The following is a 23546-nucleotide window of genomic DNA, read 5'->3' as shown; positions in this document are numbered from 1 at the left end:
CATGAAGCCTCGGATTCTGGTTGTGGACGACGATTCGGCTCTGGCGGAGATGCTCACCATCGTGTTGCGCGGTGAGGGATTCGAGCCGTTCGTGGTCGGAGACGGCACCCAAGCTCTGGCGGCGGTCCGCGAGAATCGACCCGATCTGGTGTTGCTCGACCTGATGCTTCCCGGAATGAACGGCATCGACGTCTGTCGCGTGCTGCGAGCCGACTCGGGCGTCCCGATCGTCATGCTGACCGCCAAGACCGACACCGTCGATGTGGTGCTCGGCCTCGAATCCGGGGCAGACGACTACATCATGAAGCCCTTCAAGCCGAAGGAGCTGGTGGCACGCGTCCGGGCACGACTGCGTCGCACCGAGGACGAGCCGGCGGAACTGTTGTCGATCGCCGACATCGTCATCGACGTCCCCGCCCACAAGGTCAGCCGCGGCGACGAGTTGGTCTCGCTCACCCCGCTCGAATTCGATCTCCTGGTCGCCTTGGCCCGCAAGCCGCGCCAGGTGTTCACCCGTGAGGTTCTGCTCGAACAGGTGTGGGGCTACCGGCACGCCGCCGACACCCGCCTGGTCAACGTCCACGTTCAGCGCCTGCGCGCCAAGGTCGAGAAGGATCCGGAGAACCCGGAGGTGGTGTTGACCGTGAGGGGGGTCGGGTACAAGGCCGGACCGCCGTGATCGGTTTTTCCCACTCTCGGCGACGAATCAACGGCAAGTTCTCCCCGCTCCTGCGTTGGTTCAGGTCGCTGAGCACATCGCTGGGCCATGCCTGGAGAAGGTCACTGCAACTGCGCGTGGTCGTCTCGACCCTGACGTTGTCGCTCGTGGTGATCCTGATTCTCGGCGTCGTTCTGACCAGCCAGATCACCGATCGGTTGCTCGAAGCGAAGCTGTCCGCAGCCACCGAGGAACTCGACCGCTCGCGCACCACGGTGGAGGGCAACCTCGCCGGTGCCGATGATTCGAGTGGCCTGTCCACCCGTCTCGAACGGGCCAGAGCAGCGTTGACCAATCAGGACCTCGACGCTGCGTCGACCACGGGGTCGGCGGGATCCTTCGACCCTGTTCTGATCGTCGAGGGCGACGCGACCCGCGCGGAGGCGTCGGTCGGTCCGGTCGACCAGATACCGGCCAGCTTGCGCGACTTCGTCAAGAAGGGCCTGATCAGCTCGCAGTACGCCACTGTGACCGACAGTGACGGCGGATATTCCGGATCGGCGCTCATCATGGGGTCGCCCACCGGTTCCGACATATCGGCGCTGCAGCTGTATCTCATCTTCCCGCTGGCCAGCGAAGACCGGACGCTGTCCCTGGTACGCGGCACGCTGTTCATCGGGGCCGTGGTGCTGTTGGTGCTTCTCGCTGCGATCGCGATGCTCGTCGCACGGCAGGTAGTGCTGCCCATTCGATCCGCGTCTCGCATCGCAGTACGCTTCGCCGACGGCAGGCTCAAGGAGCGGATGCCGGTTCGCGGTGAGGACGACATGGCGAGGCTGGCGATGTCGTTCAACGAGATGGCCGAAAGTCTGTCCAAACAGATCACCCAGCTCGAGGAATTCGGAAACCTGCAGCGCCGGTTCACCTCCGACGTCAGCCACGAACTTCGGACCCCGCTCACGACCGTGCGGATGGCCGCGGATCTCATTCACGACGCCAGTGACGATCTCGAACCTGCCCTCAAGCGTTCGTCCGAACTGTTGGTCAACGAGCTGGACCGCTTCGAGACGTTGCTCGGTGATCTGCTCGAGATCAGTCGCCACGACGCCGGTGTCGCCGAACTGGCTGCCGAACAACTCGACCTGCGGATGTGTGCACGCGCGGCGGTCTCCACCGTGCGTCACCTCGCCCGCGAAACCGGCACCGAAGTGATCGTCGACATGCCCGAGACCGCCGTCATCGCCGAGGTGGACCCGCGGCGCGTCGAACGAATTCTGCGCAATCTACTGGCCAACGCCCTCGATCACGGGGAGGGCAAGCCGGTACTGTTGCGCCTGCGATCGGATGCCGACGCGGCGGCCTTCGTGGTGCGCGACCAAGGAATCGGTCTACGCCCCGGCGAGGAGAAGCTGGTGTTCAATCGGTTCTGGCGCTCGGATCCCTCCCGCGTCCGGCGCTCCGGCGGTACCGGCCTCGGGTTGGCGATCAGTGTCGAGGACGCTCGGCTGCACGACGGTAAGCTCGAGGCGTGGGGTGCAGTCGGCGAAGGCGCGTGTTTCCGGCTCACGGTGCCACTGGTACGTGGTCACAAGGTGATCGGCTCACCTCTTCCGTTGAAGCCGAGCACCAAGAAATACGCTCAGGGACAACCGATCCCGGCTATCGGTGCGCAGCGGGCCGCGTCGGAGTCGGCGACGTGATTCGCTCGTCTCGTCGCCTGTCTCGCTCGCTTGCCGTCTGCGCCCTGATCGCCGCCCTGGTCTCCGGCTGCGCCAGCCTGCCCGAGTCCTCGAGTCCCCAGGCCATCGGCACGTTGACCGACGGTGCCGCGCCCACCAGCGCCCCGGCCCCCGAACCCGGACGTGAACCGGACCGGCTGCTGGACGACTTCTTCGAGGCCAGCGCAGTATCGGCCAACCGCCACCAGGCCGCCCGACAGTTCCTGACCGAGGACGCGTCGAACACCTGGGACGACGGCGCTCGGACCGTCGTCGCAGATCGCATCGATACCCTGTCCGGGCCCCGAACTGCAGACTCTGCGCAGTTCACGATTCGGTCGACGACAGCGGGAATTCTGGCTCCCGGCGGGGAGTACCAGGCTGGATCGGACACGTTCGACATCGCCATCGACATGACGCGCGTCGACGGCCAGTGGCGCATCTCGAAGCTGCCACCGGGTGTAGTCATCGATCGCTCGGCTTTCATGGACACCTATCAGCAGCGATCCATCTACTTCGTCGATCCGCTCGGCGGAGTGTTGGTGCCGGACGTTCGGTGGACGAGCGGATCGCAGGATCAGCTCGCCAACCAGCTCGTCCAACTGTTGATCGACGGACCGAAGTCCGCGCTGTCTGCAGCGGTGAGCAACGAATTGTCCGACGACGTCAGTATCCGGGGGCCCATCACGAAGGCCGACGGGCAGACGTCGCAGGTCGGCGTCGGTCTCGGCGGTATCAGAATCGATTTCGGTGGTTTGCAGAACAAGGGCGACCGCGACCGGGAATTGCTTGCCGCACAGGTGATCTGGACTCTGGCTTCGGCGGAGGTGGCCGGGCCGTACGTGCTGCTCGCCGATGGGCAACCCATCGACACGACGAAGCCGGACGGGTGGACGACGGCCGGGGTCGACTCGTTCGATCCGCTGGGCTCCACCAACGAATCGGTCGGCCTGCACGCATTGGCCTCCGGTCGATTGCTCCGCGTCGAGGAAACCGCCACCACACCCGCTCCCGGATACTTCGGGCAGGCGCGGAATCTGCGCTCGGTGGCCCTGTCGAACGACGGCACGCTCGTGGCCGGCGTCGCGGACACCGGTAGGCCCGCTCCGGCACCGTCGAGCACCTTGATGGTCGGTAGCTACGACGGTGGTGCGTTCCCGGTGGCAGAGGGACAGTCCATCACGCGCCCGACGTGGGGAGCCGATGACAACGCCGCCTGGGCGGTCATCGACGGCACCAATGTCATCCGCGCCGCCCGTGACCCCTCGACCGGTCAGGTGTCGGTGATACCGGTCGACGCCCGCGCGGTCACCACCCTCGGAACTCGCATCACCGAACTCCGGCTGGCCCGTGACGGCGTTCGGGCTGCGCTCATCGTCGACGGCGTGGTGTACGTGGCCACCGTGGTGCGCGATCCTTCGGGTGTCTATTCGCTGACGGCCCCGCGCGCAGTTGCGATCGGACTCGGCAGTGACGCCACCAGCCTGGACTGGAGCACCGGCGAGGCGATCGTGATCGCACGGGTTGCCACCGATACGCCGGTGGTCCAGGTGACGGTCGACGGGTCGAGGATGGACCCCCTGCCGTCGCGCAATCTCACCAATCCTGTCCTGGCGGTCGATGCGTCGCCGGAAACCGAATACGTGGCAGACGCTCGCGCTGTGTTCGCACTCAACAATGCCGATCCGGTCGGCGACAGGTACTGGCGCGAGGTCACCGGCCTGGCCGGTGTGAAGGCTGTGCCGATCCTTCCCGGCTGACGTCCGGCGGGTGTCGGTGGCTACCGGCACACTTCACGGTCATGAGAACGCTTCTCGACCTCGTCCTGCCCCTCGAGTGTGCCGGGTGTGCGGTGCCGGGGGAGCAGTGGTGTCGCCGTTGTGAACAGGCGCTGTCGGTGCCGCCCGTCCGGGTGCGTCCGCGGGTCGATCCGGGGGTGCCCTGCTGGGCGCTGGGCACGTACACCGGCCCTCGGCGCAACGGGGTGATCGCATTGAAGGAACGGGGCCGACGAGCCGTATCCGTGCCGTTCGGGCGCGCGCTGGCCGGTGCGGTGCGAGAACTGCGTGCTGCGGGCGAGATCGACCCACCGGAGTTGAGTCCCCTCGTTCTGGTGTGCGCTCCGTCCCGGGCGCGCGCAGCGCGAGCCAGAGGGGGTGATCCGGTGCTGCGGTGTGCGAGGAACGCAGCGACCGAGTTGGCACCGGAGCGAGTATCGGTTCCCCAGCTGCTGAAGATGGCCGGGGGAGTGCGGGATTCGGTCGGGCTCTCGGCAGGTCAGCGTCAGCACAACGTGGCGGGCCGGATCGAAGTGATCGGACAGTCGCGCTCGGGTATCGGCCGGGCGCGCCCGCGAACCGACGAATTGACCGTTCTTCTCGTCGACGACGTGGTGACCACCGGGGCGACCCTGGCCGAATGTGCAAGAGTACTAACCGATTTCGGGATTTCGCTGGCCGGTGCGGTCGTGGTGGCCAGCGCGTGAATGCGAGTCGACGAGACACGCCGACAACCAATTCGGGGTGAACGGTGGCACACGCGTCGATGACCGACTAACGTCGCGGACACGCTCCATCACAGCAGGAGTGGACCGGTAGAACGACCCGTAGAAACACGGACGTGAGGTGATGCCCCGGACTCGAGATGCCGGAAGGTTCCCCATTCGGCATGCACACCTGCCACGTCCAACAGTGGGCGTGGCCGATATCGGGAGGTACACGTGACGACCCCTTCACAAGCCTCGGTTTTCTTCGACGAGAAGCCTTCGGAAGAACCCGCCAAGAGCAATGCCGACGTCGTGGTCAAGGGCCGCAACGTCGAGATACCGGATCATTTTCGGATATACGTCTCCGAGAAACTGGCTCGACTCGAGCGCTTCGACCCCTCCATCTACTTGTTCGATGTCGAACTACAGCACGAACGAAATCGCCGTCAGGCCAAGGCTTGTCAACGCGTGGAAATCACCGCGAAGGGCAAGGGCCCGGTCGTTCGTGCCGAAGCGTGCGCAGACAGTTTCTATGCCGCACTCGAAGCAGTGACCTCGAAACTCGAAAGCAGACTCAGGCGTACCAAGGACCGGCGCAAGGTCCACTACGGCGAGAAGAGACCCGTATCCGTCGCCGAGGCCACCGCTGAACTCGCCGAGGACGACACGCTTGCACTCGACCCCGAGACCAAGCTGGATTCGTTCGAGGACGATCAGAGTGGCCCCGGGCACATCGTTCGCACCAAGATCCACTCGGCGGCACCGATGAGCGTCGACGATGCGCTGTACGAGATGGAACTGGTCGGCCACGACTTCTTCCTGTTCCACGACAGCGCCACCGACCGGCCTTCCGTGGTGTATCGACGGCATGCCTTCGACTACGGCCTGATCAGGCTCACCTGACCGGAGCGTGACGGCGGACCGGTCGTTCGCCGTCCGTGAAATATCCGACCACTGCAGGCTCGACACCGGAAGACACGATCCCCACGTCGAGCCTGCAGTGCTGTGTCGGGGTTGTCCGAATGCAGACGTGGCGTCGTTCGGGGACCGACAGTGGGGCTGCCGTACTCACAGTGAGACCGCCTACCATGGACGCGTTCGGGTTACTGCCGCGCGGACGTCACGGTGACGAACCCGTGCGCCTGTGCGAGTAGCAGTAACGCGTCGAGTAACAGATTTGTTCGTGTCAGTACCCGTGAACCGAGGATCGAGGACGAGAAAACCCGTGCCGTCGCTGTCGTTTTCCAAGCTGCTCCGTGTTGGTGAAGGTCGCATGGTCAAGCGGCTCAAGAACATCGCTGACCACGTCTCGACCCTGTCTTCGGACGTCGAGAGTCTCTCCGACGACGAACTGCGGGGCAAGACCGCCGAGTTCAAGGAGAGGTACTCGTCCGGGGAGACCTTGGATCAGTTGCTGCCGGAGGCATTCGCGGTCGCTCGTGAGGCGTCGTGGCGGGTGCTGTCCCAGCGGCACTTCGACGTGCAGGTGATGGGCGGAGCTGCCTTGCACTTCGGCAACATCGCCGAGATGAAGACCGGCGAGGGCAAGACTCTGACGTGTGTCCTGCCTGCTTATCTCAATGCCATCTCCGGCGACGGTGTGCACGTGGTGACGGTCAACGATTACCTCGCCAAGCGTGACTCGGAGTGGATGGGCCGCGTGCACCGCTTCCTGGGTCTGTCGGTGGACGTGATCCTGTCCGGGATGACGCCGGTCGAACGCCGCGCAGCGTATGCCGCCGACATCACCTACGGCACCAACAACGAGTTCGGGTTCGACTACCTGCGCGACAACATGACGCACTCGCTCGACGACTTGGTGCAGCGCGGACACAACTTCGCCGTGGTCGACGAGGTCGACTCGATCCTCATCGACGAGGCGCGAACCCCACTCATCATCTCGGGCCCCGCCGACGCGTCGAGCAAGTGGTACGGCGAGTTCGCCCGGATCGCCCCCATGTTGAAGGTCGACACCCACTACGAGGTCGACATCCGCAAGCGCACCATCGGTGTGCACGAGGCCGGCGTCGAGCTGGTCGAGGATCAGCTCGGTATCGACAACCTCTACGAGGCGGCAAACTCGCCGCTGGTGAACTACCTCAACAACGCCATCAAGGCCAAAGAGCTCTACACCAAGGACAAGGACTACATCGTCCGCGACGGCGAGGTCATCATCGTCGACGAGTTCACCGGTCGCATCCTGGTGGGACGCCGCTACAACGAGGGCATGCACCAGGCGATCGAGGCCAAGGAGAAGGTGGAGATCAAGGCCGAGAACCAGACCCTCGCCACGATCACCCTGCAGAACTACTTCCGCCTGTACGACAAGCTCTCGGGTATGACCGGTACGGCCGAGACCGAGGCCGCGGAGCTGCATCAGATCTACGGATTGGGCGTCATTCCGATCCCGACGAACCGCCCGATGGTCCGCGTCGACAACGGCGACTTGATCTACAAGACGGAAGAAGCAAAGTTCGACGCGGTGGTCGACGATGTCGTCGAGCGGCACGAGAAGGGCCAGCCGGTTCTCATCGGCACCACGAGCGTGGAACGGTCGGAGTACCTGTCGAAGCAGTTCACCAAGCGCGGCGTCGCGCACAACGTGCTCAATGCGAAATTCCACGAGCAGGAAGCGACGATCATCGCCGAGGCCGGGCGACAGGGCGCGGTGACGGTGGCGACCAACATGGCCGGCCGTGGCACCGACGTCGTGCTCGGCGGCAACCCCGACATCCTCGCCGATCTGAAGCTGCGTAAGCAGGGCTTGGACCCGGTGGAGACGCCCGAAGACTACGAGGCCGCCTGGGAGCCTGCTCTGGAAGAGGTCAAGGCTCAGGTCAAGGCCGACGCGGACACCGTGCGCGAAGCCGGTGGCCTGTACGTTCTCGGAACCGAGCGCCACGACTCACGCCGTATCGACAACCAGCTCAGAGGGCGCTCCGGTCGCCAGGGTGATCCGGGCGAATCACGGTTCTACCTCTCGCTCGGCGACGAGTTGATGCGGCGATTCAACGGCGGCGCACTCGAATCGATCATGACTCGGCTCAACCTGCCCGACGACGTCCCGATCGAAGCCAAGATGGTGTCCAAAGCCATCAAGAGTGCACAGACGCAGGTCGAGCAGCAGAACTTCGAGATCCGCAAGAACGTCCTCAAGTACGACGAGGTGATGAACCAGCAGCGCACCGTGATCTACGAGGAGCGCCGACGCATCCTCGAAGGTGCCGACATGGAGGGCCAGGTCGAGGGCATGATCACCGACGTGATCACTGCCTACGTCGACGGTGCGACGGGCGAGGGCTACGTCGAGGACTGGGATCTGGAGCAGCTGTGGACGGCGCTGAAGACTCTGTATCCGGTCGGTATCGACCACAGGGTTCTCTCGGGCGAGAACGAAGACGGCGAAAAGGGTGACCTGAGCCGCGACGAACTGCGCGAGGCGTTGCTCGAGGACGCCCGCTCGGCCTACGCCGCTCGCGAGGCCGAGATCGACGGCATCGCAGGCGAGAACGGAATGCGAGAGCTCGAACGCCGGGTCCTGCTGTCCGTCCTCGATCGCAAGTGGCGCGAACATCTCTACGAGATGGACTACCTCAAGGAGGGCATCGGACTGCGTGCGATGGCCCAGCGAGATCCACTGGTCGAGTACCAGCGCGAGGGCTACGACATGTTCCAGGGCATGCTCGACGGCCTCAAAGAGGAGTCGGTGGGCTTCCTGTTCAACCTCCAGGTCGAGGCGACCCCAGCCCCGGCAGGTCCGGCCGCGTCCGCTGGTCTCGCGGTTGCCCCCGGATTGGCCTCACCCGTTGGATCCGGTCGCCCGGCACCTGCGGCTACGTCGGCACCTGCGGCCACGGGCGCTCAGCCTGCTGCCCCTGCCCCGGCTCCTGCTCAGGCGGCTCCCACCGCTCTGCGTGCCAAAGGACTCGACGAGCGGGACGAACAGAGATTGACGTTCTCCGGCCCAGCCGAAGGCGGCGGCACCGCTGTGCAGCGATCCGGTGCTGCCGCGAGCGGGGAGTCGGCGGCCGACGGGACCCGGCGCGAACGTCGCGAAGCAGCGAGAGCGCAGAACAAAGCACCGAAGAAGTCGGCCCGCTCCAAGCGCAAGAAGTAGTCGGCCGGGTCGATCCGTCGCGACCTTGCCGGATCGACCCGACCCAGGTACGCAACACTCGTATTCAACCCACTCGCAACGAGGTGACCGTCCAGCCTGGCCGCCGCGGGTCGACCGCCTGCTCGATTCGGCCCGCGAACGCGAAGGTGCGTGGACCGCGAGTGTACGAGCCGAATATCTCGGCCGACGTGTCCGACCGATAAGCGACGTGCACGCGGCGCACCGCGGCGAATCCGAGCCGCCGCCCCGGTGGGGGTGTCCGGACGATGGTGCGAATCAGGTCGATCACGGGTGCAGTGAACAACGGTGAGAGTTGCTCGGCACTGCGCCTTCGGTCGATCACCTCGATGAGCAACCGCATGGCGCGTTCGGCGCTCGCCCGCGCATCGGCGGGCACGACTTGCACGATCGGTCGATGCGGTGCCTCGGTCCGGCGGCGGGAGCGTGTGCTGCGTACAGATGCCGGATGGCGTTCCGGTGGCCTTTCCGAGCTCTCACCCCGGCCCCAGGTGTGCACAGCGCCCGCCGAGAGTGGCGGCTCGAACTGGGTGGGCCGCGACAGAAAGCAATGGTGCTCAGCGCGCAGCCGAGAGTCCGCCGGGGACGGTATCGGGCTGTCGTCCGCGGTGTCCGGCGGATCGTTCGATTCGATGACGCTCACACCGACATTGACGGTCCCGGTCGAATTTCGGTTCCCGAGATCGACGACACGTCGGTGCCCGCCCGGCACTGGGACTCACGTCGCGAACCCACGTAGTCTGAGTTCGAGCACACCGCGCAACAGGCGGTATCGATCGGGGCGCACCACGTGCGAGGACGGGGACCGAGACACGCGATGGCGACCAGACTGACAGCGCAGGATGCGTCGTTCTACTTTCTCGAGGCCGGCAGCAGTCCCATGCACCTCGGCTCGCTCGCCGTCTTTCGGACCCCGCGGAGCGGTTTCAGTTACGACCGACTGCTGTCGTTGGTCGAACAGCGACTGATGCTGGTTCCGCGATACCGGCAGAAGGTCCGCGAAGTCGCGTTCGGGCTGGCGCGACCGGTCTGGGTGGACGACGCGGATTTCGACATCACTTATCACATCCGTCGTTCGGCACTACCCAAGCCGGGGACGGACGAACAATTGCACGACCTGATCGCGCGACTGACCTCACGGCCGCTCGATCGCACCCGACCGTTGTGGGAGATGTACCTGGTCGAGGGGCTCGCGAAGAATCGTTTCGCCATCTTCACCAAGTCTCATTCGGCACTCGTCGACGGCGAGAACGCGCTGGACATCGGGCAGGTCATTCTGGACGCGAGCAAGAACCCCGCGCCGATGGCCGAGGAGCTGTGGATGCCCGCCCGTGAGCCCAAGGACTCGGTGTTGGTGCTCGACGCGCTCACCGAACTGGTGGTGCGTCCGGGCGAGAGCATCGAGACGTTGCGCGGCGCGGTCAACGGGGTTGCCGGTTTCGCGGGCGACGCATTGCGCGCCGCGGGCAAGGTCGCGGCCGTACTGCGCACCGCGACGCAGAGCGCCCCGTCCAGCCCACTGAACGCGCCTATCTCACGAAATCGTCGGTTCGCCGTGGCCAAGACCGAGCTGGCGGATTACCGCAGGATCCACGACAGGTTCGACTGCTCGATCAACGACGTCGTGCTCGCAGTCGTCACCGGAGCGCTGCGAAATTGGCTGCTCTCGCGCGGCGAACCCGTCACGGCGTCGTCCACGGTGCGGGCCATGGTGCCGATGTCGGTGTACGTCTCGTCCGATCGCGTCGGCTTCGGTGAGGGCAGCGACATGTCCGGCGAGCCGGCCGAGGACGATCGCAGCGAAGTGTCTTCGTTCCTCGTCGACCTCCCGGTGGGGGAGTCGAACGCCGTCGTCCGGCTGTCTCACATCGCGCACGCAACCGAGGCGCATTCTCATCAGAGCCGCGGTGTGACGGCTCAGACGCTGATGCGGATCAGTGGGTTCGCTCCGGCGAGCCTGCATGCCATGGGTGCGCGGGCGGGTAGCCGACTCTCGCAGCGAGTGTTCAACTTGATAGTCACCAACGCGCCGGGACCGCAGTTTCCGCTGTACGTCGGTGGTGCCCGGATGCTCGAGATGTACCCGGTGTCGCCGCTGTTCGAGAATCAGGCGTTGAGCATCGGGCTGACGTCGTACGACGGTTTCGTGTTCTTCGGACTCAATGCCGACCGCGGGGCGATGCCCGATGTGGATGTGGTGACAGCGCTACTGCACGAGGCGCTGGAAGAGTTGGTCGACGCAAGTAACGAATCGAGAGTGTGAGGTCTTCTGCAATGCGTGTCTACGTTCCGGCGACGCTGGAGTTCTTGAAAGTGCTCGCAGCCGAGGGCGAGTTCAGTCCGGTCTCGCGAACCGCATTCGCGGTGACGCCCACCTTGCGTGAGGCGTACTCGTCGGGCGACGACGAGGAGTTGTCGGAGGTCGCGATGGGAGAAGCGGCGCGTGCCTCGCTGCGACTGATCGCTGCGGCCGTCGACGACGAGGCGGACACGGGGACGGTAGCCGACGGCGTTGTCTATCGGCGGGCGGTGATTGCTGCAGACGTCGACGATCCCACCCTGCGTCCCGATCTCGACGACGCTGTCGTTCGGCTGAAGGAACCACTGCGAATGGATCAGGTCGCGTCGGTGCACGTCGATCTGGAAGGGGCCGAAGAAGCGGTTGCCAAGGCTGTCTCCGCCGTGGACGCGGCGGACATGGGCGATGCCGATGCAGAATTCGTTCTCGGTGATGCCGAGGACCACACACTGGCGTGGTACGCCCCCCAGGAACTACCGTTTCTGCTGGACTTGCTGTGATCCTGCTCTCGGCCGCGACCTGGCGGTATCCCCTGTCGGGCTGCCTGCAGAGGTGACCCGCGGCCTCAACCTACGGTAGCGTAACCTCGATGCCCGCACGCGGTTCGGTATGACGATCGAGGGGATGGGGAACACCCGATGGATCTGAAGAAGTGGTTGGAGGCCCCGGTGGCCGGTGTCTCGGCACCCAAGCGGCCGAGGCTGAACATGCTGCGTGGTGCCTTCACCCGCATCACCACTCCCTTGCTGCCCGACGACTATCTGCACCTCGCCAACCCGTTGTGGTCGGCTCGTGAACTGCGCGGCCGCGTCGTCCGCGTGGAAAAGGAAACCGCTACCGCGGTGACACTGGTGATCCAGCCCGGGTGGGGCTTCAATTTCGATTACAAGCCGGGTCAGTACATCGGAATCGGACTGCATCTCGGCGGTCGGTGGCACTGGCGCTCGTATTCACTGACCTCGCCGCCGAACTGGGAAGACAAGCTGATCTCCATCACGGTCAAGGCGATGCCCGAGGGGTTCCTCTCGTCACACCTGGTGGGCGGCGTGCCGCAGGGGACCATCGTGCGACTCGCGGCACCGAAGGGCAATTTCGCACTGCCCGTTCCGCCGCCCGCCAAAATTCTCTTCGTCACCGCAGGCAGCGGCATCACCCCGGTCATCTCGATGCTCAGAGCACTCGATCGCCACGGTGACATGCCCGATACCGTGCATATCCACTCGGCACCCACCGAGGACGAGGTAATGTTCGCGGCCGAACTCGCCGCCCTCGAGAAGTCGCATCCCGAGTTCACCTCGCATGTGCAGCTGACGCGTTCCGACGGCAAGTTCGCTCTGTCCTCGCTCGACGAGTACTACCCCGATTGGCGTACCCGAGACACCTGGGCCTGCGGTCCCGCGGCACTGCTCGAAGAAATCGAGAAGACGTGGAAGCACGAGGGCATCGAGCACAAGCTGCACCTCGAGCGGTTCGAGATCTCACGCGCCGATACGTCCGGTTCGGGCGGTACCGTCACGTTCTCCAAGTCCGACAAGAAGGCAGCGGTGGACGGGGCGACCACATTGCTCGAAGCCGGCGAGAGTCTGGGTGTTCGGATGCCGTTCGGCTGCCGTATGGGTATCTGCCAGACGTGTGTGGTGCCGTTGACGGCAGGGCATGTGATCGACCTGCGTTCCGGTAAGGAACACAGCGAGGGTGACCGCGTCCAGACGTGCATTTCCGCAGCCGCGGGGGACTGCACATTGGAACTGTAGGTCTGTTTTTCGCACACTGCCTTCTCAGGCTGTTCGGTTACGCTGACGTAGGTTGCCCACGCTGAACCCCGGTATTTCGGGCGCCGCACACAACTGTTGGAGGACCCGGTGGCCATCACCGACATCAAAGAGTTCGCTCACCTGACCGAAGAAGACATGGAAGCGTTCGGGCGCGAACTGGACGCCATTCGCCGAGACGTCGAGGACAGTCGCGGTGAACGCGATGCCGCATACATTCGCCGGACCATTCGAGCTCAGCGCATGCTCGAGCTCGGCGGACGCGCCGTGCTGCTCGGCAGCAAATACCGGCCCGCATGGCTCGTGGGGACCGCGATGCTCAGCGTCGCCAAGATCGTCGAGAACATGGAACTCGGCCACAACGTGATGCACGGCCAGTGGGACTGGATGAACGATCCGGAAATCCACTCCACCTCGTGGGAGTGGGATCAGACCGGACCGTCGGAGCAGTGGAAACGAGCGCACAACTACTCGCACCACACGTACACCAACATCGTCGGAATGGACGACGACATCGGCTTCGGCATCCTGCGGATGACCCGCGACGAGCCGTGGAAGCCGATCAACCTCGTCCAGCCGCTCGCCAACATCGTGCTGGCGACGACGTTCGAGTGGGGCATCGCGCTGCACGACTACGACGCTCAGAAGCAGCTCGACGGGCAACACGAAAAAGGCCTCTTCAAGTCACCGGCGGCCCGCGCTTTCGCGCGCAAGATCGCCAAGCAGGTCGGCAAGGACTTCGTCCTGTTCCCGGCCCTGTCCGGCCCGGCGTGGAAGTCCACGTTGACCGCCAATGCCACGGCCAACCTGGTTCGCAACCTCTGGGCCTACGCCGTGATCTTCTGCGGTCACTTCCCCGACGGAGCAGAGAAGTTCACGATCGGTCAGTTCGAGAACGAGACCCGTCCCGAGTGGTACCTCCGGCAGATGCTCGGTAGTGCCAACTTCGAGGCCGGCCCGGTCATGGCGTTCATGAGCGGAAACCTCTGCTACCAGATCGAGCATCACATGTTCCCTGACCTGCCGAGCAATCGGTACTCGGAGATCGCCGAGAAGGTGCACGCGCTGTGCGAGAAGTACGACTTGCCGTACACGACAGGGTCGCTCGGTAAGCAGTACCTGTTGGCGCTGCGGACGATCCACAAGCTGTCGCTGCCCGACAAGTGGCTGCGCGCAACCTCGGACAACGCCCCCGAGACATCGTCGGAGCGTCGTTGGCGGGACGGCGATTCGCCCACCGTGCATGCACTTCGGATCGACCCGCTCACCGGGCAGCGCCGTGGACTGCGCTCGGCCATGCAGGAGGCGCGAGTGGCTCTGCGCAACGCCAAGAAAGAAGCCAGACGTCAGGCGAAGGCGCTTCGGCGGTCGGACGTCACCGCGTGATTGTGAATCGTCACACAGATTTACACCCGTAACCTACGGGACCGTAAGTTACGATACGGTAGGTGACGGAAATGCACACGGCTCACTACCGCACGCTGTGTGTTCACAACTGCCAGGAGGCTGTTTCCCATGGCGATTTCGGACATCAAGGAATACGCGCATCTGACCGACGCCGACATCGAAGCGCTGGGCCACGAGCTCGACGCGATTCGGCGAGACATCGAGGCGTCCCGTGGTGAACGCGACGCCCGGTACGTGAAGAACACGATTCGGCTGCAACGCTCACTCGACATCGGCGGACGAGCTGTCCTGTTCGCCAGCCGGCGCCGCCCGGCATGGCTGGTCGGCACCGCCATGCTCGGGGTCGCGAAGATCATCGAGAACATGGAGCTCGGCCACAACGTCATGCACGGCCAGTGGGACTGGATGAACGATCCGGAGATCCACTCCACCTCGTGGGAGTGGGACAACACCGGGCCGTCGGCGCACTGGAAGCAGACGCACAACTACATCCACCACAAGTACACCAACGTGTTGGGCATGGACGACGACGTCGGCTACGGCCTGCTGCGCGTCACCCGCGACCAGCGGTGGAAGCCGTTCAACATCGGCAACCCGGTCTACAACCTGTTGCTGCAGTTGTTCTTCGAGTACGGCGTGGCGCTCCAGCACCTCGAACTGGGCAAGGTGGCCAAGGGTCGCGTCCCACGTGAGGAATTCGAGCAGAAGCGTCGCGAGGTTCTCGAGAAGGTCGGCAAGCAGATGGGCAAGGACTACGTCCTGCATCCTCTGCTCACCGGACCTGCTTGGAAGAGCACGCTGACGGCGAACATCGTCGCCAACATGATGCGGAACGTGTGGACCAACACCGTCATCTTCTGCGGGCACTTCCCCGACGGTGCCGAGAAGTTCACCAAGTCGGACATGGAAGGCGAAACGCAGGGGCAGTGGTACCTGCGTCAGATGCTGGGCAGCGCGAACTTCAACGCCGGTCCGGTCATGGAGTTCATGAGCGGCAATCTTTGCTACCAGATCGAGCATCACCTGTTCCCCGATCTACCCAGCAATCGTCTGCGGGAGATCAAGGTTCGGGTTCTCGAACTCGCGGAGAAGTACGACCTGCCGTACACGACCGGTTCGATCGTGCACCAGTACTTCCTGTCGTGGCGAACCATCGCCAAGCTGTCGCTTCCGAACAAGTACTTGAAGGCGACCAGCGACGACGCGCCGGAAACCGCGTCCGAGCGTAAATGGGAACAGGCACCTGCAGGTCTGTTCGCCATCGACCCCGACACCGGAAAGCGGCGTGGCCTCCGGACCGCGATCGCAGAAACCAAGAAGCGCAAGGGAATTCGCAGACTGGTCGGCAAAGCAGCCTGACCGACTCCGATTTCGAGTAGCGAAGCCTGGTACAGACCCCGTGGGTCTCTACCAGGCTTCGTTCGTTCGAACCGCTTCCAGCAGGAGCCGTACGGCAGCCACCCGTCGTGCTGCATCCCCGGTGAGCGTGTCGAGAGCGCACTCGGGATCTGCCGGGGGGCCCAGGTGAGTGCAGCCGCGGGGGCAGTCCTCGATGGTCTGGGCGAGGTCGGAGAATGCGGCCACGACGTTCTCCGGCGAGATGTGTGCCAATCCGAACGACCGGATGCCGGGAGTGTCCACCACCCATCCGCCGCCCGGTAGCGGCAGTGCCACCGATTGTGTCGACGTGTGGCGGCCCTTGCCGACGCCCGAGACCACCCCGGTCGCGCGGTAGGCGTCGGGCACCAGTCTGTTGACGAGGGTCGACTTGCCGACACCGGAGTGCCCGATGAGCGCAGTGACCTTGTTCGTCAGCATGGCGGTCAGTTCGGTCAGGTCCTCGGACTGGCCGGCCAGCACGACGGGGACGTCGAGGTCGGCGAACGACGCGGTGAACTCGTCGGGTGCAGCGAGGTCGCTCTTGGTCAGGCACAGCACCGGTTCGAGACCGCCGACGTACGCCGCGACGAGGGCGCGCTCGACGAAGCCGGTGCGTGGAGGTGGATCGGCGAGCGCTGCGACGATCAGCAGCCGGTCTGCGTTGGCAACCACCACCCGCTCGAAGGGGTCGGTGTCGTCCGCTGTTCGGCGCAGTACGGTGCGGCGTTCGGCCACGCGAACGATGCGCGCGAGCGTGTCGACCTTGCCGGACAGGTCTCCGACGATGCCGACCTCGTCGCCCACCACGATCGGAGTTCGCCCCAGCTCCCGCGCCCGCATCGTCACCACCGGCCGCATCGGGTCGCCGCCGAGCACGCATCCCCACCGGCCACGGTCCACCGACACCACCATGGCGGCCTCGGCATCGTTGTGTTCGGGACGGGTCTTGGTTCGCGGCCGCGAGCTCTTGCCCGGTCGAATACGGACGTCGGACTCGTCGTAGCGGCGCGCGGTCAGGAGCCGACCCCGCTGGGTGCGGAAGCGGACAACATCGTGTCCCACAGCTTCTCGAAACCGGGCAGAGTCTTGGCGGTGGTCCCGATGTCGTCGACCTCGACGCCCGGGACGCGGAGCCCGACGATAGCGCCGGCAGTGGCCATGCGGTGGTCGGCGTAGGAGTGCCAGGTGCCGCCGTGCAGCGGTGCGGGATCGATGCGAATCCCGTCGTCGGTTTCGACCGCTCGCCCGCCGAGGCGCACTATCTCGGTCGTCAGTGCGGCGAGTCGGTCGGTCTCGTGCCCGCGTAGGTGAGCGATGCCGCGCAGGATGGACGGCCCCTCGGCCAGGGTGGCGAGCGCTGCGACGGTGGGGGTCAGCTCGCCGACGTCGTGCAGATCGAAGTCGATGCCGCGCAACGTGTTCGGACCTTCGACGGTCAGCACCCCCGCGCGTAGTTCGACCACCGCGCCCATCTGCGTGAGGATCTCGCGGAACACATCACCGGGTTGTGTCGTCGACTCGGGCCAATTCGGTACTCGCACAACACCTTCGGTGACAGCGGCGGCAGCGAGGAACGGCGTGGCGTTCGAGAGATCCGGTTCGACGCTCCAGTCGACGGAGGTGATCGAACCGGGATGCACACGCCAGGTGTTCGCGTCTCCGCTCGATTCCGGGGTGTCGACTCGGACGCCCGCACGGCGCAGCATCTCCACGGTCATGTCGATGTGCGGCATGGAAGGGACGGGCTTACCGATGTGATGGATCTCGATTCCCTCGTCGAACGCCGCGGCCGAGAGCATCAGACCCGAGACGAACTGCGACGACCCCGAGGCATCGATCTCGACGGATCCACCACGCAGCGAACCGGTACCGCGCATCGTGAACGGGAGCGCGCTGCCGTCGACGTCGGCACCCACAGCGCGCAGTGCGTCGAGGATGGTGTCGAGCGGCCGGATACGAGCCTGCTCGTCTCCGTCGAAGGACACCAGGCCGTCGGCGAGCGCGGCCAGGGGCGGGACGAAGCGCATGACCGTTCCGGCCAGGCCGCACTCGACGGATCCACCATGCAGCGTTCCCGGTGTCACACGGAGCGACGTCGGATCGTCGCGGTCGGCGGCCACCTGCACGCCCAGTGTCTCCAGAGCGTGGATCATCAAGTCGGTGTCGCGGCTGCGAAGCGCACCGGTGACGGTCGACGGACCGGATGCGAGCGAGGCGATGATCAGCGCGCGATTGGTGATCGACTTCGATCCGGGCAGAGTGACTGTCGCGTCGATCGGTCCATCGGCGGCGGGGGCTGTCCAAGTGCTCACCCGTCCATCTTCGCTCATCGGCGGTCAGTGTGCGGCGATGGGCGCGGTGACGGCGCTCGTGAGTCGAATCAGATCGGCCGGCGCGAGTTCGATCTCCAGGCCACGGCGACCCCCACTGCACAGCACACGGTCGAACTCGAGTGCCGAGTCGTCGATCACGGTGGGCAAGGATTTACGTTGGCCGAGCGGAGAGATCCCACCGAATACGTAGCCCGACGACCGCTCGGCGGCGGTCCTGTCGGCCATCGCGACCTTCCGCGTGTCCAGAGCTGCTGCTGCCGCTTTCAACGAGAGCGATCCGGTGACGGGAACCACCGCGACGGCCAGCGAACGATCTGCGCGTTCGACGACCAGGGTCTTGAACACCTGCTCCGGGCGCACCCCGAGGCGCTCGACCAGAATCTCGGCGGCCTCGCTGCCGAAGGACGGCGCGCGCGAATCGTGCTCGTAAGTGTGCACGGTATGCACCACCTTCCGTGCGGTGAGCAGCGCAAGAGCGGGAGTCGACGCAGCCATTCGTCGGACTCTATCGACAGCGACGGGAACACCGCGGCGCGCGGCTGTGTTGTGACAGGGCAGATACGGATGCAGGCGGAAGGAATGACGAATGGCAGTGCTGACCGCGGGACGTCCCTTGGCGATCAAGGGGGTGATCTCGTCGCAGAAGCCGACTTCGGGCGCGGTAGCCTGGGCGGTGGAAGCTACCGAAGGGATCAGCGTGACAGAAGCCAGGACTCCCACCGAAGCGGACGAGAAGGCGATCGCCGAGCAGCGGGCCGCCGAGACCGAGGCCCAGCTGACCGAACGCTTCGAGCGTGACGCGTTGCCGATGCTCGACCAGCTGTACGGTGCCGCGCTGCGGATGACGCGCAACCCCGCAGATGCCGAGGACCTGGTGCAGGAGACGTTCGTGAAGGCCTACTCGGCTTTCCGGTCGTTCCGTGAGGGCACGAACCTCAAGGCGTGGCTCTACCGAATCCTGACCAACACCTACATCAACTCCTATCGCAAGAAGCAGCGTCAGCCCGCGCAGTACCCGACCGACGAGATCAGTGACTGGCAGCTCGCCGCGACCGCCGAACACACGTCCACCGGACTGCGCTCGGCCGAGGTCGAGGCCTTGGACGCACTGCCGGACGACGACATCAAGGCCGCTCTGCAGTCGTTGCCCGAGGAATTCCGGATGGCGGTGTACTACGCCGACGTCGAGGGTTTCCCGTACAAGGAAATCGCGGAGATCATGGGAACGCCCATCGGAACGGTGATGTCGCGCTTGCATCGGGGGCGTAAGCAACTTCGAGGTTTGCTGGCGGGTGTGGCCCGCGACCGTGGATTCAACCGGGACGGCGCAGTCGACCGGCACGAGCAGGAGGTAGTCCAGTGACGCGCACCGGTGATTCCGGCGATGACATCATCGGCGGCGGTTCTGTGGGCGACGGCGGAGCCGATGCCGAGTTCGAGCGACTGGATTGCTCGGCCGTGATCGCGGACGTGTGGATCATGTTGGACAACGAGTGCGACGAGGCCAGCAGGCAACGGTTGCAGAAGCACATCGACGAGTGCGGATCGTGCTTCGAGGCTTACGGCATCGAAGAGAAGGTCAAGCGGCTGATCTCCCGTAAGTGTGGCGGAGATCAAGCGCCTGCCGGACTCCGCGAGCGACTCAGCGTGGAAATTCGACGTACGGTGCTCACTCGTAGCGTCGACTCCGAATAATCTGTTCGTACCGACGACGAAGGGCCGAGAAGCAGTGCTTCTCGGCCCTTCGTCGTCGGTGGCAGAACGTCAGCTGTTGGGACGTTTGCCGTGGTTGGCCTTGTTGCCCTTACGAGCACGCTTCTTACGTCCACGCTTTCCCATGATGGGCTCCTCTCGTTTGTTCACTACAGTCTCCCACGTGTGATTGGCTTACTGTGACGGGCATGGTCTCCGGTGTGTGCCCGCCGCGGTTCTAGGTGTCGTGAGAGAGGGGTTCGCCGGTGTCCGAGGATGTTCGTGCGGAGATGGTGTCGACGGTTTTTCAGGTGGTCGTGGCCCGCGGTGATGCCGTCGAGGTCGGTGACACGCTGGTCGTCCTGGAGTCGATGAAGATGGAGATTCCTGTGCTCGCCGAGACCGCAGGCACCGTCACGTCCGTGGACGTCGCAGTGGGGGATGTCATTCAACAGGGCGATCTCATCGCTGTGGTGTCCTGACCGACGGCCACGTGAGAACCCGTGTCGACGCTCAGTGATCTGCTGGCCGAACACACCGATCTGCCCGGTGCCGCGGTGGACCATCTGCAGCGCGTCGTAGGGGAGTGGCAGCTCCTGGCCGACCTGTCGTTCGCGGACGTGTTGCTGTGGGTCGGTACCGACGACGTCTCGGACGGGTCGGCGGACGTGCTGTGTGTCGCCCAGTGCAGACCCACCACCGCGCCGACGGTGTTCACCCACGACATCGTGGGGACGACCATTTCCGAGTCCGAGCACCCCGAAGTGCTGGTTGCGTTGCAACAGCGAAAGATCGTGCAGGGTGGTGTTCTGACCCGGAGCGAGAGCATTCCTGTGCGGTGTGGAGAGCACGTCATCGCGGTGCTGACCCGTGACACCAATCCGGCCCAGCTTCGTCCGCCGAGTGCGCTCGAGGTCGCGTATCGGGAATGTGCGGACGATCTGTGCCTGATGATCAGCGAGGGAACGTTTCCGACGCCGGAGGAGCGAACCGACGTCAATTCCTCGCCGCGGGCCGGCGACGGCTTCATCCGCATCGATACCGACGGACGGGTGGATTACGCGAGCCCCAATGCGCTGTCGGCGTACCACCGGATGGGTTTGACGACGGAACTGTCGGGCCGCGACCTCGCGTCGGTGACGCGGTCTCTGGTGACCGACCCGTTCGATTCGCAAGAAGTGGCCGACCACATCCGTTCGTCACTGTCCGGCAACGTCGGGCACAGAATGGAAGTGGACGCACGCGGCGCGACGGTTCTGGTGCGCACGTTGGCCCTGCAGCCGAACGGTCGATCCGCGGGTGCCGCCGTACTCGTCCGAGACGTCACCGAGGTGAAGCGACGCGACCGTGCGTTGTTGAGCAAGGACGCGACGATTCGCGAAATTCACCATCGGGTGAAGAACAACCTGCAGACCGTAGCGGCTCTGCTCAGGCTGCAGTCGCGTCGGCTCGAGAACGAGGAAGCGCGCACCGCGTTGTCCGAGTCCGTTCGCCGCGTGACGTCCATCGCGCTGGTGCACGAGATGCTGTCGATGTCGGTCGACGAAGAAGTGGATCTCGACGAGATAGTCGACCGTTTGGTGCCCATCATGCTCGACATAGCCACTGTGAACCCTCGGGTGCGGGTGGTCCGAGACGGCCAACTCGGTGTCTTCTCCGCCGAGCGGGCGACGCCTCTGGTGATGGTGTTGGCCGAGCTGGTACAGAACGCGATGGAGCACGGGTTCGACGCCGGATCGGTCGGCGTGGTGCGCATCGGTGCCGACCGCTCGTCGAAATGGCTCGACGTCGTCATCCACGACGACGGCCGCGGGTTGCCCGCAGGGTTCTCGTTGGAGCGTTCGGACGGACTGGGGCTGCAGATCGTGCGCACACTGGTGTCGGTCGAACTGAACGGTTCTCTGGGCCTGCATCCGGCTCCTGGAGGTGGCACCGACGCCATGCTGCGAGTGCCACTGGGCCGTCGGGTAACGCGAGCCTGACGGGCTGCTCGTGAACAGTGCGTTACGAACCGGCCGCCCGACGACCTGTGGAAACGCCCGATATGTAGAAACGCCGACATGCAGAAGGCCCGGCATCCGCTGAACGGATACCGGGCCGACCGAGTGTTGTGTGTCTGCGTCCTAGACGGAGCTACGTGCGCGCGTACGTGCGTTGCGTCGCTTGAGTGCACGGCGCTCGTCTTCGCTCATTGCGCCCCATACCCCTGCGTCCTGGCCGGATTCGAGTGCCCAGGACAGGCATTCTGCGGTGACGGGGCACCGAGTACAGACGACTTTGGCATCGGCGATCTGCGCGAGCGCCGGACCACTGTTTCCCACCGGGAAAAATAGTTCCGGATCTTCATCGCGACAAATTGCCTTGTGGCGCCAGTCCATCCTCTGCTCCTTACCGGGCGCCGAAGCGCCGTTTCGTTTCTCTTCTGTTTCACGAGTGGGTAACCAATGTTTCCGCACTGTTGCTTGTGAATGCTTTCACGAACTCAGGTGAAGTCAAGGGATACGCGCGTGACCGTGGTCAAGCTCACTCTGTTACGCTCGCTTTAGCCTTCTGCGCTCCTTTGTACCCCGACTCGGCAGATATTGCTCGTGATTTCGCAGGATTCCGCCCATCGAGCACCTTCGCGCGCAGGTCACGGCGGGTCCTACGTGACGGGCGCGACAACATCCAACGCGTCGGGAGTCGAGAAGAACTCCGCCTCGGTGCGTTCACCCAGATAGTCCCCATCCATCTGCAGCCCCATCGGTTCTGCGGACGTGATTCGAACACTCGGGACGTCGTCGACTCGAATCAACTTGCGAGACTTCGGTTCCGCGCCTTTGGCCAACAGCTGACGCGACACCCGCAGCGTGGGGAACAATGCCGTCGAGCGCATCGCGAACACTCCGAGACCCGAATCGAAGGCGGTCCCGGGGTTGGTATGGACCGGACGATCGTTCAAGAAAGTCCACGGACTCGAGTTCGAGACGAACGCATAGTGCACGTTCTCGAACGGATCCCGCCCGGGAACCTCCACCGTCAACTGCGCCGGACGACGCTTGTGCTTGAAGAACTCCTGCACCGAGAACCGGAGATAACGCGTCGCCGACACCGGCGTACCGTCTTTTCGGCTCGCATCGATGGCCCGACACACTTCCGCATCCAAGCCCATCCCCGCATTGAACGTGAACCACCGATTGTCGCAATGCCCCAGACCGACCGTCCGCCGCGCGCGCGCGTCCAGCAGACCGATCAACTGATTGGTCGCCGCTACCGGATCCGCCTCGATTCCGAGAGAGCGCGCGAACACGTTCGCACTACCACCGGGAACGACCGCAATAGGCGGAATAGCACCGATCGTCACCGCCTGCATCGACGTCGGTAACGGAACCCCGAGCAAACCGTTGATGACCTCGTTCACCGTGCCGTCACCCCCGTGAACGATCACCAGGCCCACCCCGTCCTCACGGGCACCCCGAGCCAACTCCGACGCATGATCACGATGCGTCGTCTGCGCCACCGTCACCCGCAGCCGACTCGACAACGCATGGGCCAACAGATCCCGAGCTGCAGCCGTCGTAGAAGTCGCATTGGGATTGACGATCAGCAGCGCACGCACAGGAACAAACACTAACCGGGTGACTCGGCGGACTCCACCGGCACCACCCGGGCCGCTCCGCAGGCTCCA

At 64.7% G+C, this 23546-nt stretch carries 22 protein-coding genes; 15 read left to right on the top strand and 7 right to left on the bottom strand.

Annotation, left to right across the window (positions count from 1 at the left end; genetic code table 11):
- The first annotated feature begins 1 nt into the window (after nucleotide 1).
- From mtrA to secA, 6 genes are all read left to right on the top strand, one after another.
- The gene (mtrA, locus tag QM588_RS14040; protein WP_027496508.1) at nucleotides 2-679 is read left to right on the top strand and encodes an MtrAB system response regulator MtrA; all 678 of its coding nucleotides are present in this window, start codon (nucleotides 2-4) and stop codon (nucleotides 677-679) included.
- Entirely contained in the window at nucleotides 676-2358 is a 1683-nt protein-coding gene (gene mtrB / locus QM588_RS14035; protein WP_032383484.1) for an MtrAB system histidine kinase MtrB, read from the top strand. The genes mtrA and mtrB overlap by 4 nt, the downstream gene beginning before the upstream one ends.
- Nucleotides 2355-4136: an MtrAB system accessory lipoprotein LpqB gene (gene lpqB / locus QM588_RS14030; protein WP_442972918.1), complete on the top strand. Its 1782-nt coding sequence runs from the start codon at nucleotides 2355-2357 to the stop codon at nucleotides 4134-4136. The genes mtrB and lpqB overlap by 4 nt, the downstream gene beginning before the upstream one ends.
- 41 nt (nucleotides 4137-4177) lie before the next feature.
- Nucleotides 4178-4861 carry a ComF family protein gene (locus QM588_RS14025; RefSeq protein ID WP_283314071.1) on the top strand — a complete coding sequence of 228 codons (684 nt, stop codon included), beginning with the start codon at nucleotides 4178-4180 and terminating at the stop codon, nucleotides 4859-4861.
- A gap of 234 nt (nucleotides 4862-5095) precedes the next feature.
- Complete coding sequence (hpf, locus tag QM588_RS14020; protein WP_283314069.1) at nucleotides 5096-5764, top strand: ribosome hibernation-promoting factor, HPF/YfiA family; 669 nt, start codon at nucleotides 5096-5098, stop codon at nucleotides 5762-5764.
- Between the two features lie 322 nt (nucleotides 5765-6086).
- Nucleotides 6087-8978: a preprotein translocase subunit SecA gene (gene secA, locus QM588_RS14015; RefSeq protein WP_283314068.1), complete on the top strand. Its 2892-nt coding sequence runs from the start codon at nucleotides 6087-6089 to the stop codon at nucleotides 8976-8978.
- A gap of 64 nt (nucleotides 8979-9042) precedes the next feature.
- Here secA and QM588_RS14010 read toward each other — a convergent pair whose 3' ends face one another.
- Nucleotides 9043-9384 carry an Rv3235 family protein gene (locus QM588_RS14010; RefSeq protein WP_336620073.1) on the bottom strand — a complete coding sequence of 114 codons (342 nt, stop codon included), beginning with the start codon at nucleotides 9382-9384 and terminating at the stop codon, nucleotides 9043-9045.
- A 429-nt stretch (nucleotides 9385-9813) separates the two neighbouring features.
- Between QM588_RS14010 and QM588_RS14005 the strand changes: the two genes are divergently transcribed.
- From QM588_RS14005 to QM588_RS13985, 5 genes are all read left to right on the top strand, one after another.
- The gene (locus QM588_RS14005) at nucleotides 9814-11259 is read left to right on the top strand and encodes a WS/DGAT/MGAT family O-acyltransferase (protein WP_283314066.1); all 1446 of its coding nucleotides are present in this window, start codon (nucleotides 9814-9816) and stop codon (nucleotides 11257-11259) included.
- Between the two features lie 11 nt (nucleotides 11260-11270).
- Nucleotides 11271-11795 (top strand): DUF6912 family protein, encoded by a 525-nt coding sequence (locus tag QM588_RS14000; protein WP_032366300.1) that lies wholly within the window; start codon nucleotides 11271-11273, stop codon nucleotides 11793-11795.
- A gap of 138 nt (nucleotides 11796-11933) precedes the next feature.
- Nucleotides 11934-13049 (top strand): ferredoxin reductase, encoded by a 1116-nt coding sequence (locus QM588_RS13995; RefSeq protein ID WP_283314063.1) that lies wholly within the window; start codon nucleotides 11934-11936, stop codon nucleotides 13047-13049.
- Between the two features lie 108 nt (nucleotides 13050-13157).
- Nucleotides 13158-14453 carry a fatty acid desaturase family protein gene (locus tag QM588_RS13990; protein WP_283314061.1) on the top strand — a complete coding sequence of 432 codons (1296 nt, stop codon included), beginning with the start codon at nucleotides 13158-13160 and terminating at the stop codon, nucleotides 14451-14453.
- 129 nt (nucleotides 14454-14582) lie between these two features.
- On the top strand, nucleotides 14583-15833 hold the full coding sequence (locus QM588_RS13985) for a fatty acid desaturase family protein (RefSeq protein ID WP_283314060.1): 1251 nt from the start codon (nucleotides 14583-14585) through the stop codon (nucleotides 15831-15833).
- A 48-nt stretch (nucleotides 15834-15881) separates the two neighbouring features.
- Here QM588_RS13985 and rsgA read toward each other — a convergent pair whose 3' ends face one another.
- From rsgA to ybaK, 3 genes are read right to left on the bottom strand one after another with little or no spacing between them, the layout of a single operon-like run.
- A complete protein-coding gene (gene rsgA, locus QM588_RS13980; protein WP_283314058.1) occupies nucleotides 15882-16916 on the bottom strand; it encodes a ribosome small subunit-dependent GTPase A in 1035 nt (344 codons plus the stop codon).
- Nucleotides 16868-18184 (bottom strand): 3-phosphoshikimate 1-carboxyvinyltransferase, encoded by a 1317-nt coding sequence (gene aroA / locus QM588_RS13975; RefSeq protein ID WP_283314057.1) that lies wholly within the window; start codon nucleotides 18182-18184, stop codon nucleotides 16868-16870. The genes rsgA and aroA overlap by 49 nt, the downstream gene beginning before the upstream one ends.
- Nucleotides 18185-18190: 6 nt before the next feature.
- Complete coding sequence (gene ybaK / locus QM588_RS13970; RefSeq protein ID WP_283314056.1) at nucleotides 18191-18682, bottom strand: Cys-tRNA(Pro) deacylase; 492 nt, start codon at nucleotides 18680-18682, stop codon at nucleotides 18191-18193.
- A 91-nt stretch (nucleotides 18683-18773) separates the two neighbouring features.
- Here ybaK and QM588_RS13965 point away from each other — a divergent pair, with 91 nt between their 5' ends.
- Nucleotides 18774-19550, top strand: coding sequence for a sigma-70 family RNA polymerase sigma factor (locus tag QM588_RS13965; protein WP_230591196.1), 777 nt, complete (start codon nucleotides 18774-18776; stop codon nucleotides 19548-19550).
- A 44-nt stretch (nucleotides 19551-19594) separates the two neighbouring features.
- Entirely contained in the window at nucleotides 19595-19882 is a 288-nt protein-coding gene (gene rsrA / locus QM588_RS13960) for a mycothiol system anti-sigma-R factor (RefSeq protein ID WP_027496522.1), read from the top strand.
- Between the two features lie 69 nt (nucleotides 19883-19951).
- Here the strand turns inward: rsrA and QM588_RS25815 are convergent, their stop codons facing one another.
- The gene (locus tag QM588_RS25815) at nucleotides 19952-20026 is read right to left on the bottom strand and encodes a 50S ribosomal protein bL37 (protein WP_370878772.1); all 75 of its coding nucleotides are present in this window, start codon (nucleotides 20024-20026) and stop codon (nucleotides 19952-19954) included.
- Nucleotides 20027-20145: 119 nt separating this feature from the next.
- On the opposite strand from QM588_RS25815, the gene QM588_RS13955 reads away from it, so the two are divergent.
- On the top strand, nucleotides 20146-20361 hold the full coding sequence (locus QM588_RS13955; protein ID WP_027496523.1) for a biotin/lipoyl-binding carrier protein: 216 nt from the start codon (nucleotides 20146-20148) through the stop codon (nucleotides 20359-20361).
- Between the two features lie 21 nt (nucleotides 20362-20382).
- Nucleotides 20383-21861: a sensor histidine kinase gene (locus tag QM588_RS13950; RefSeq protein WP_283314053.1), complete on the top strand. Its 1479-nt coding sequence runs from the start codon at nucleotides 20383-20385 to the stop codon at nucleotides 21859-21861.
- Nucleotides 21862-22002: 141 nt separating this feature from the next.
- On the opposite strand, the gene QM588_RS13945 is transcribed toward QM588_RS13950, so the two are convergent.
- Both QM588_RS13945 and QM588_RS13940 read right to left on the bottom strand, forming a co-directional pair.
- Complete coding sequence (locus QM588_RS13945) at nucleotides 22003-22257, bottom strand: WhiB family transcriptional regulator (RefSeq protein ID WP_032366305.1); 255 nt, start codon at nucleotides 22255-22257, stop codon at nucleotides 22003-22005.
- Between the two features lie 266 nt (nucleotides 22258-22523).
- Nucleotides 22524-23477 (bottom strand): diacylglycerol/lipid kinase family protein, encoded by a 954-nt coding sequence (locus QM588_RS13940; protein ID WP_027496525.1) that lies wholly within the window; start codon nucleotides 23475-23477, stop codon nucleotides 22524-22526.
- Between the last annotated feature and the right edge of the window lie 69 nt (nucleotides 23478-23546).

Origin of the sequence: Rhodococcus sp. IEGM 1354, from assembly GCF_030056855.1 — a bacterium.
Classification (GTDB): domain Bacteria; phylum Actinomycetota; class Actinomycetes; order Mycobacteriales; family Mycobacteriaceae; genus Rhodococcoides.
The sequence above is the reverse complement of the archived record's forward strand: the minus strand, read 5'-3'. Positions and strand labels throughout refer to the sequence as shown.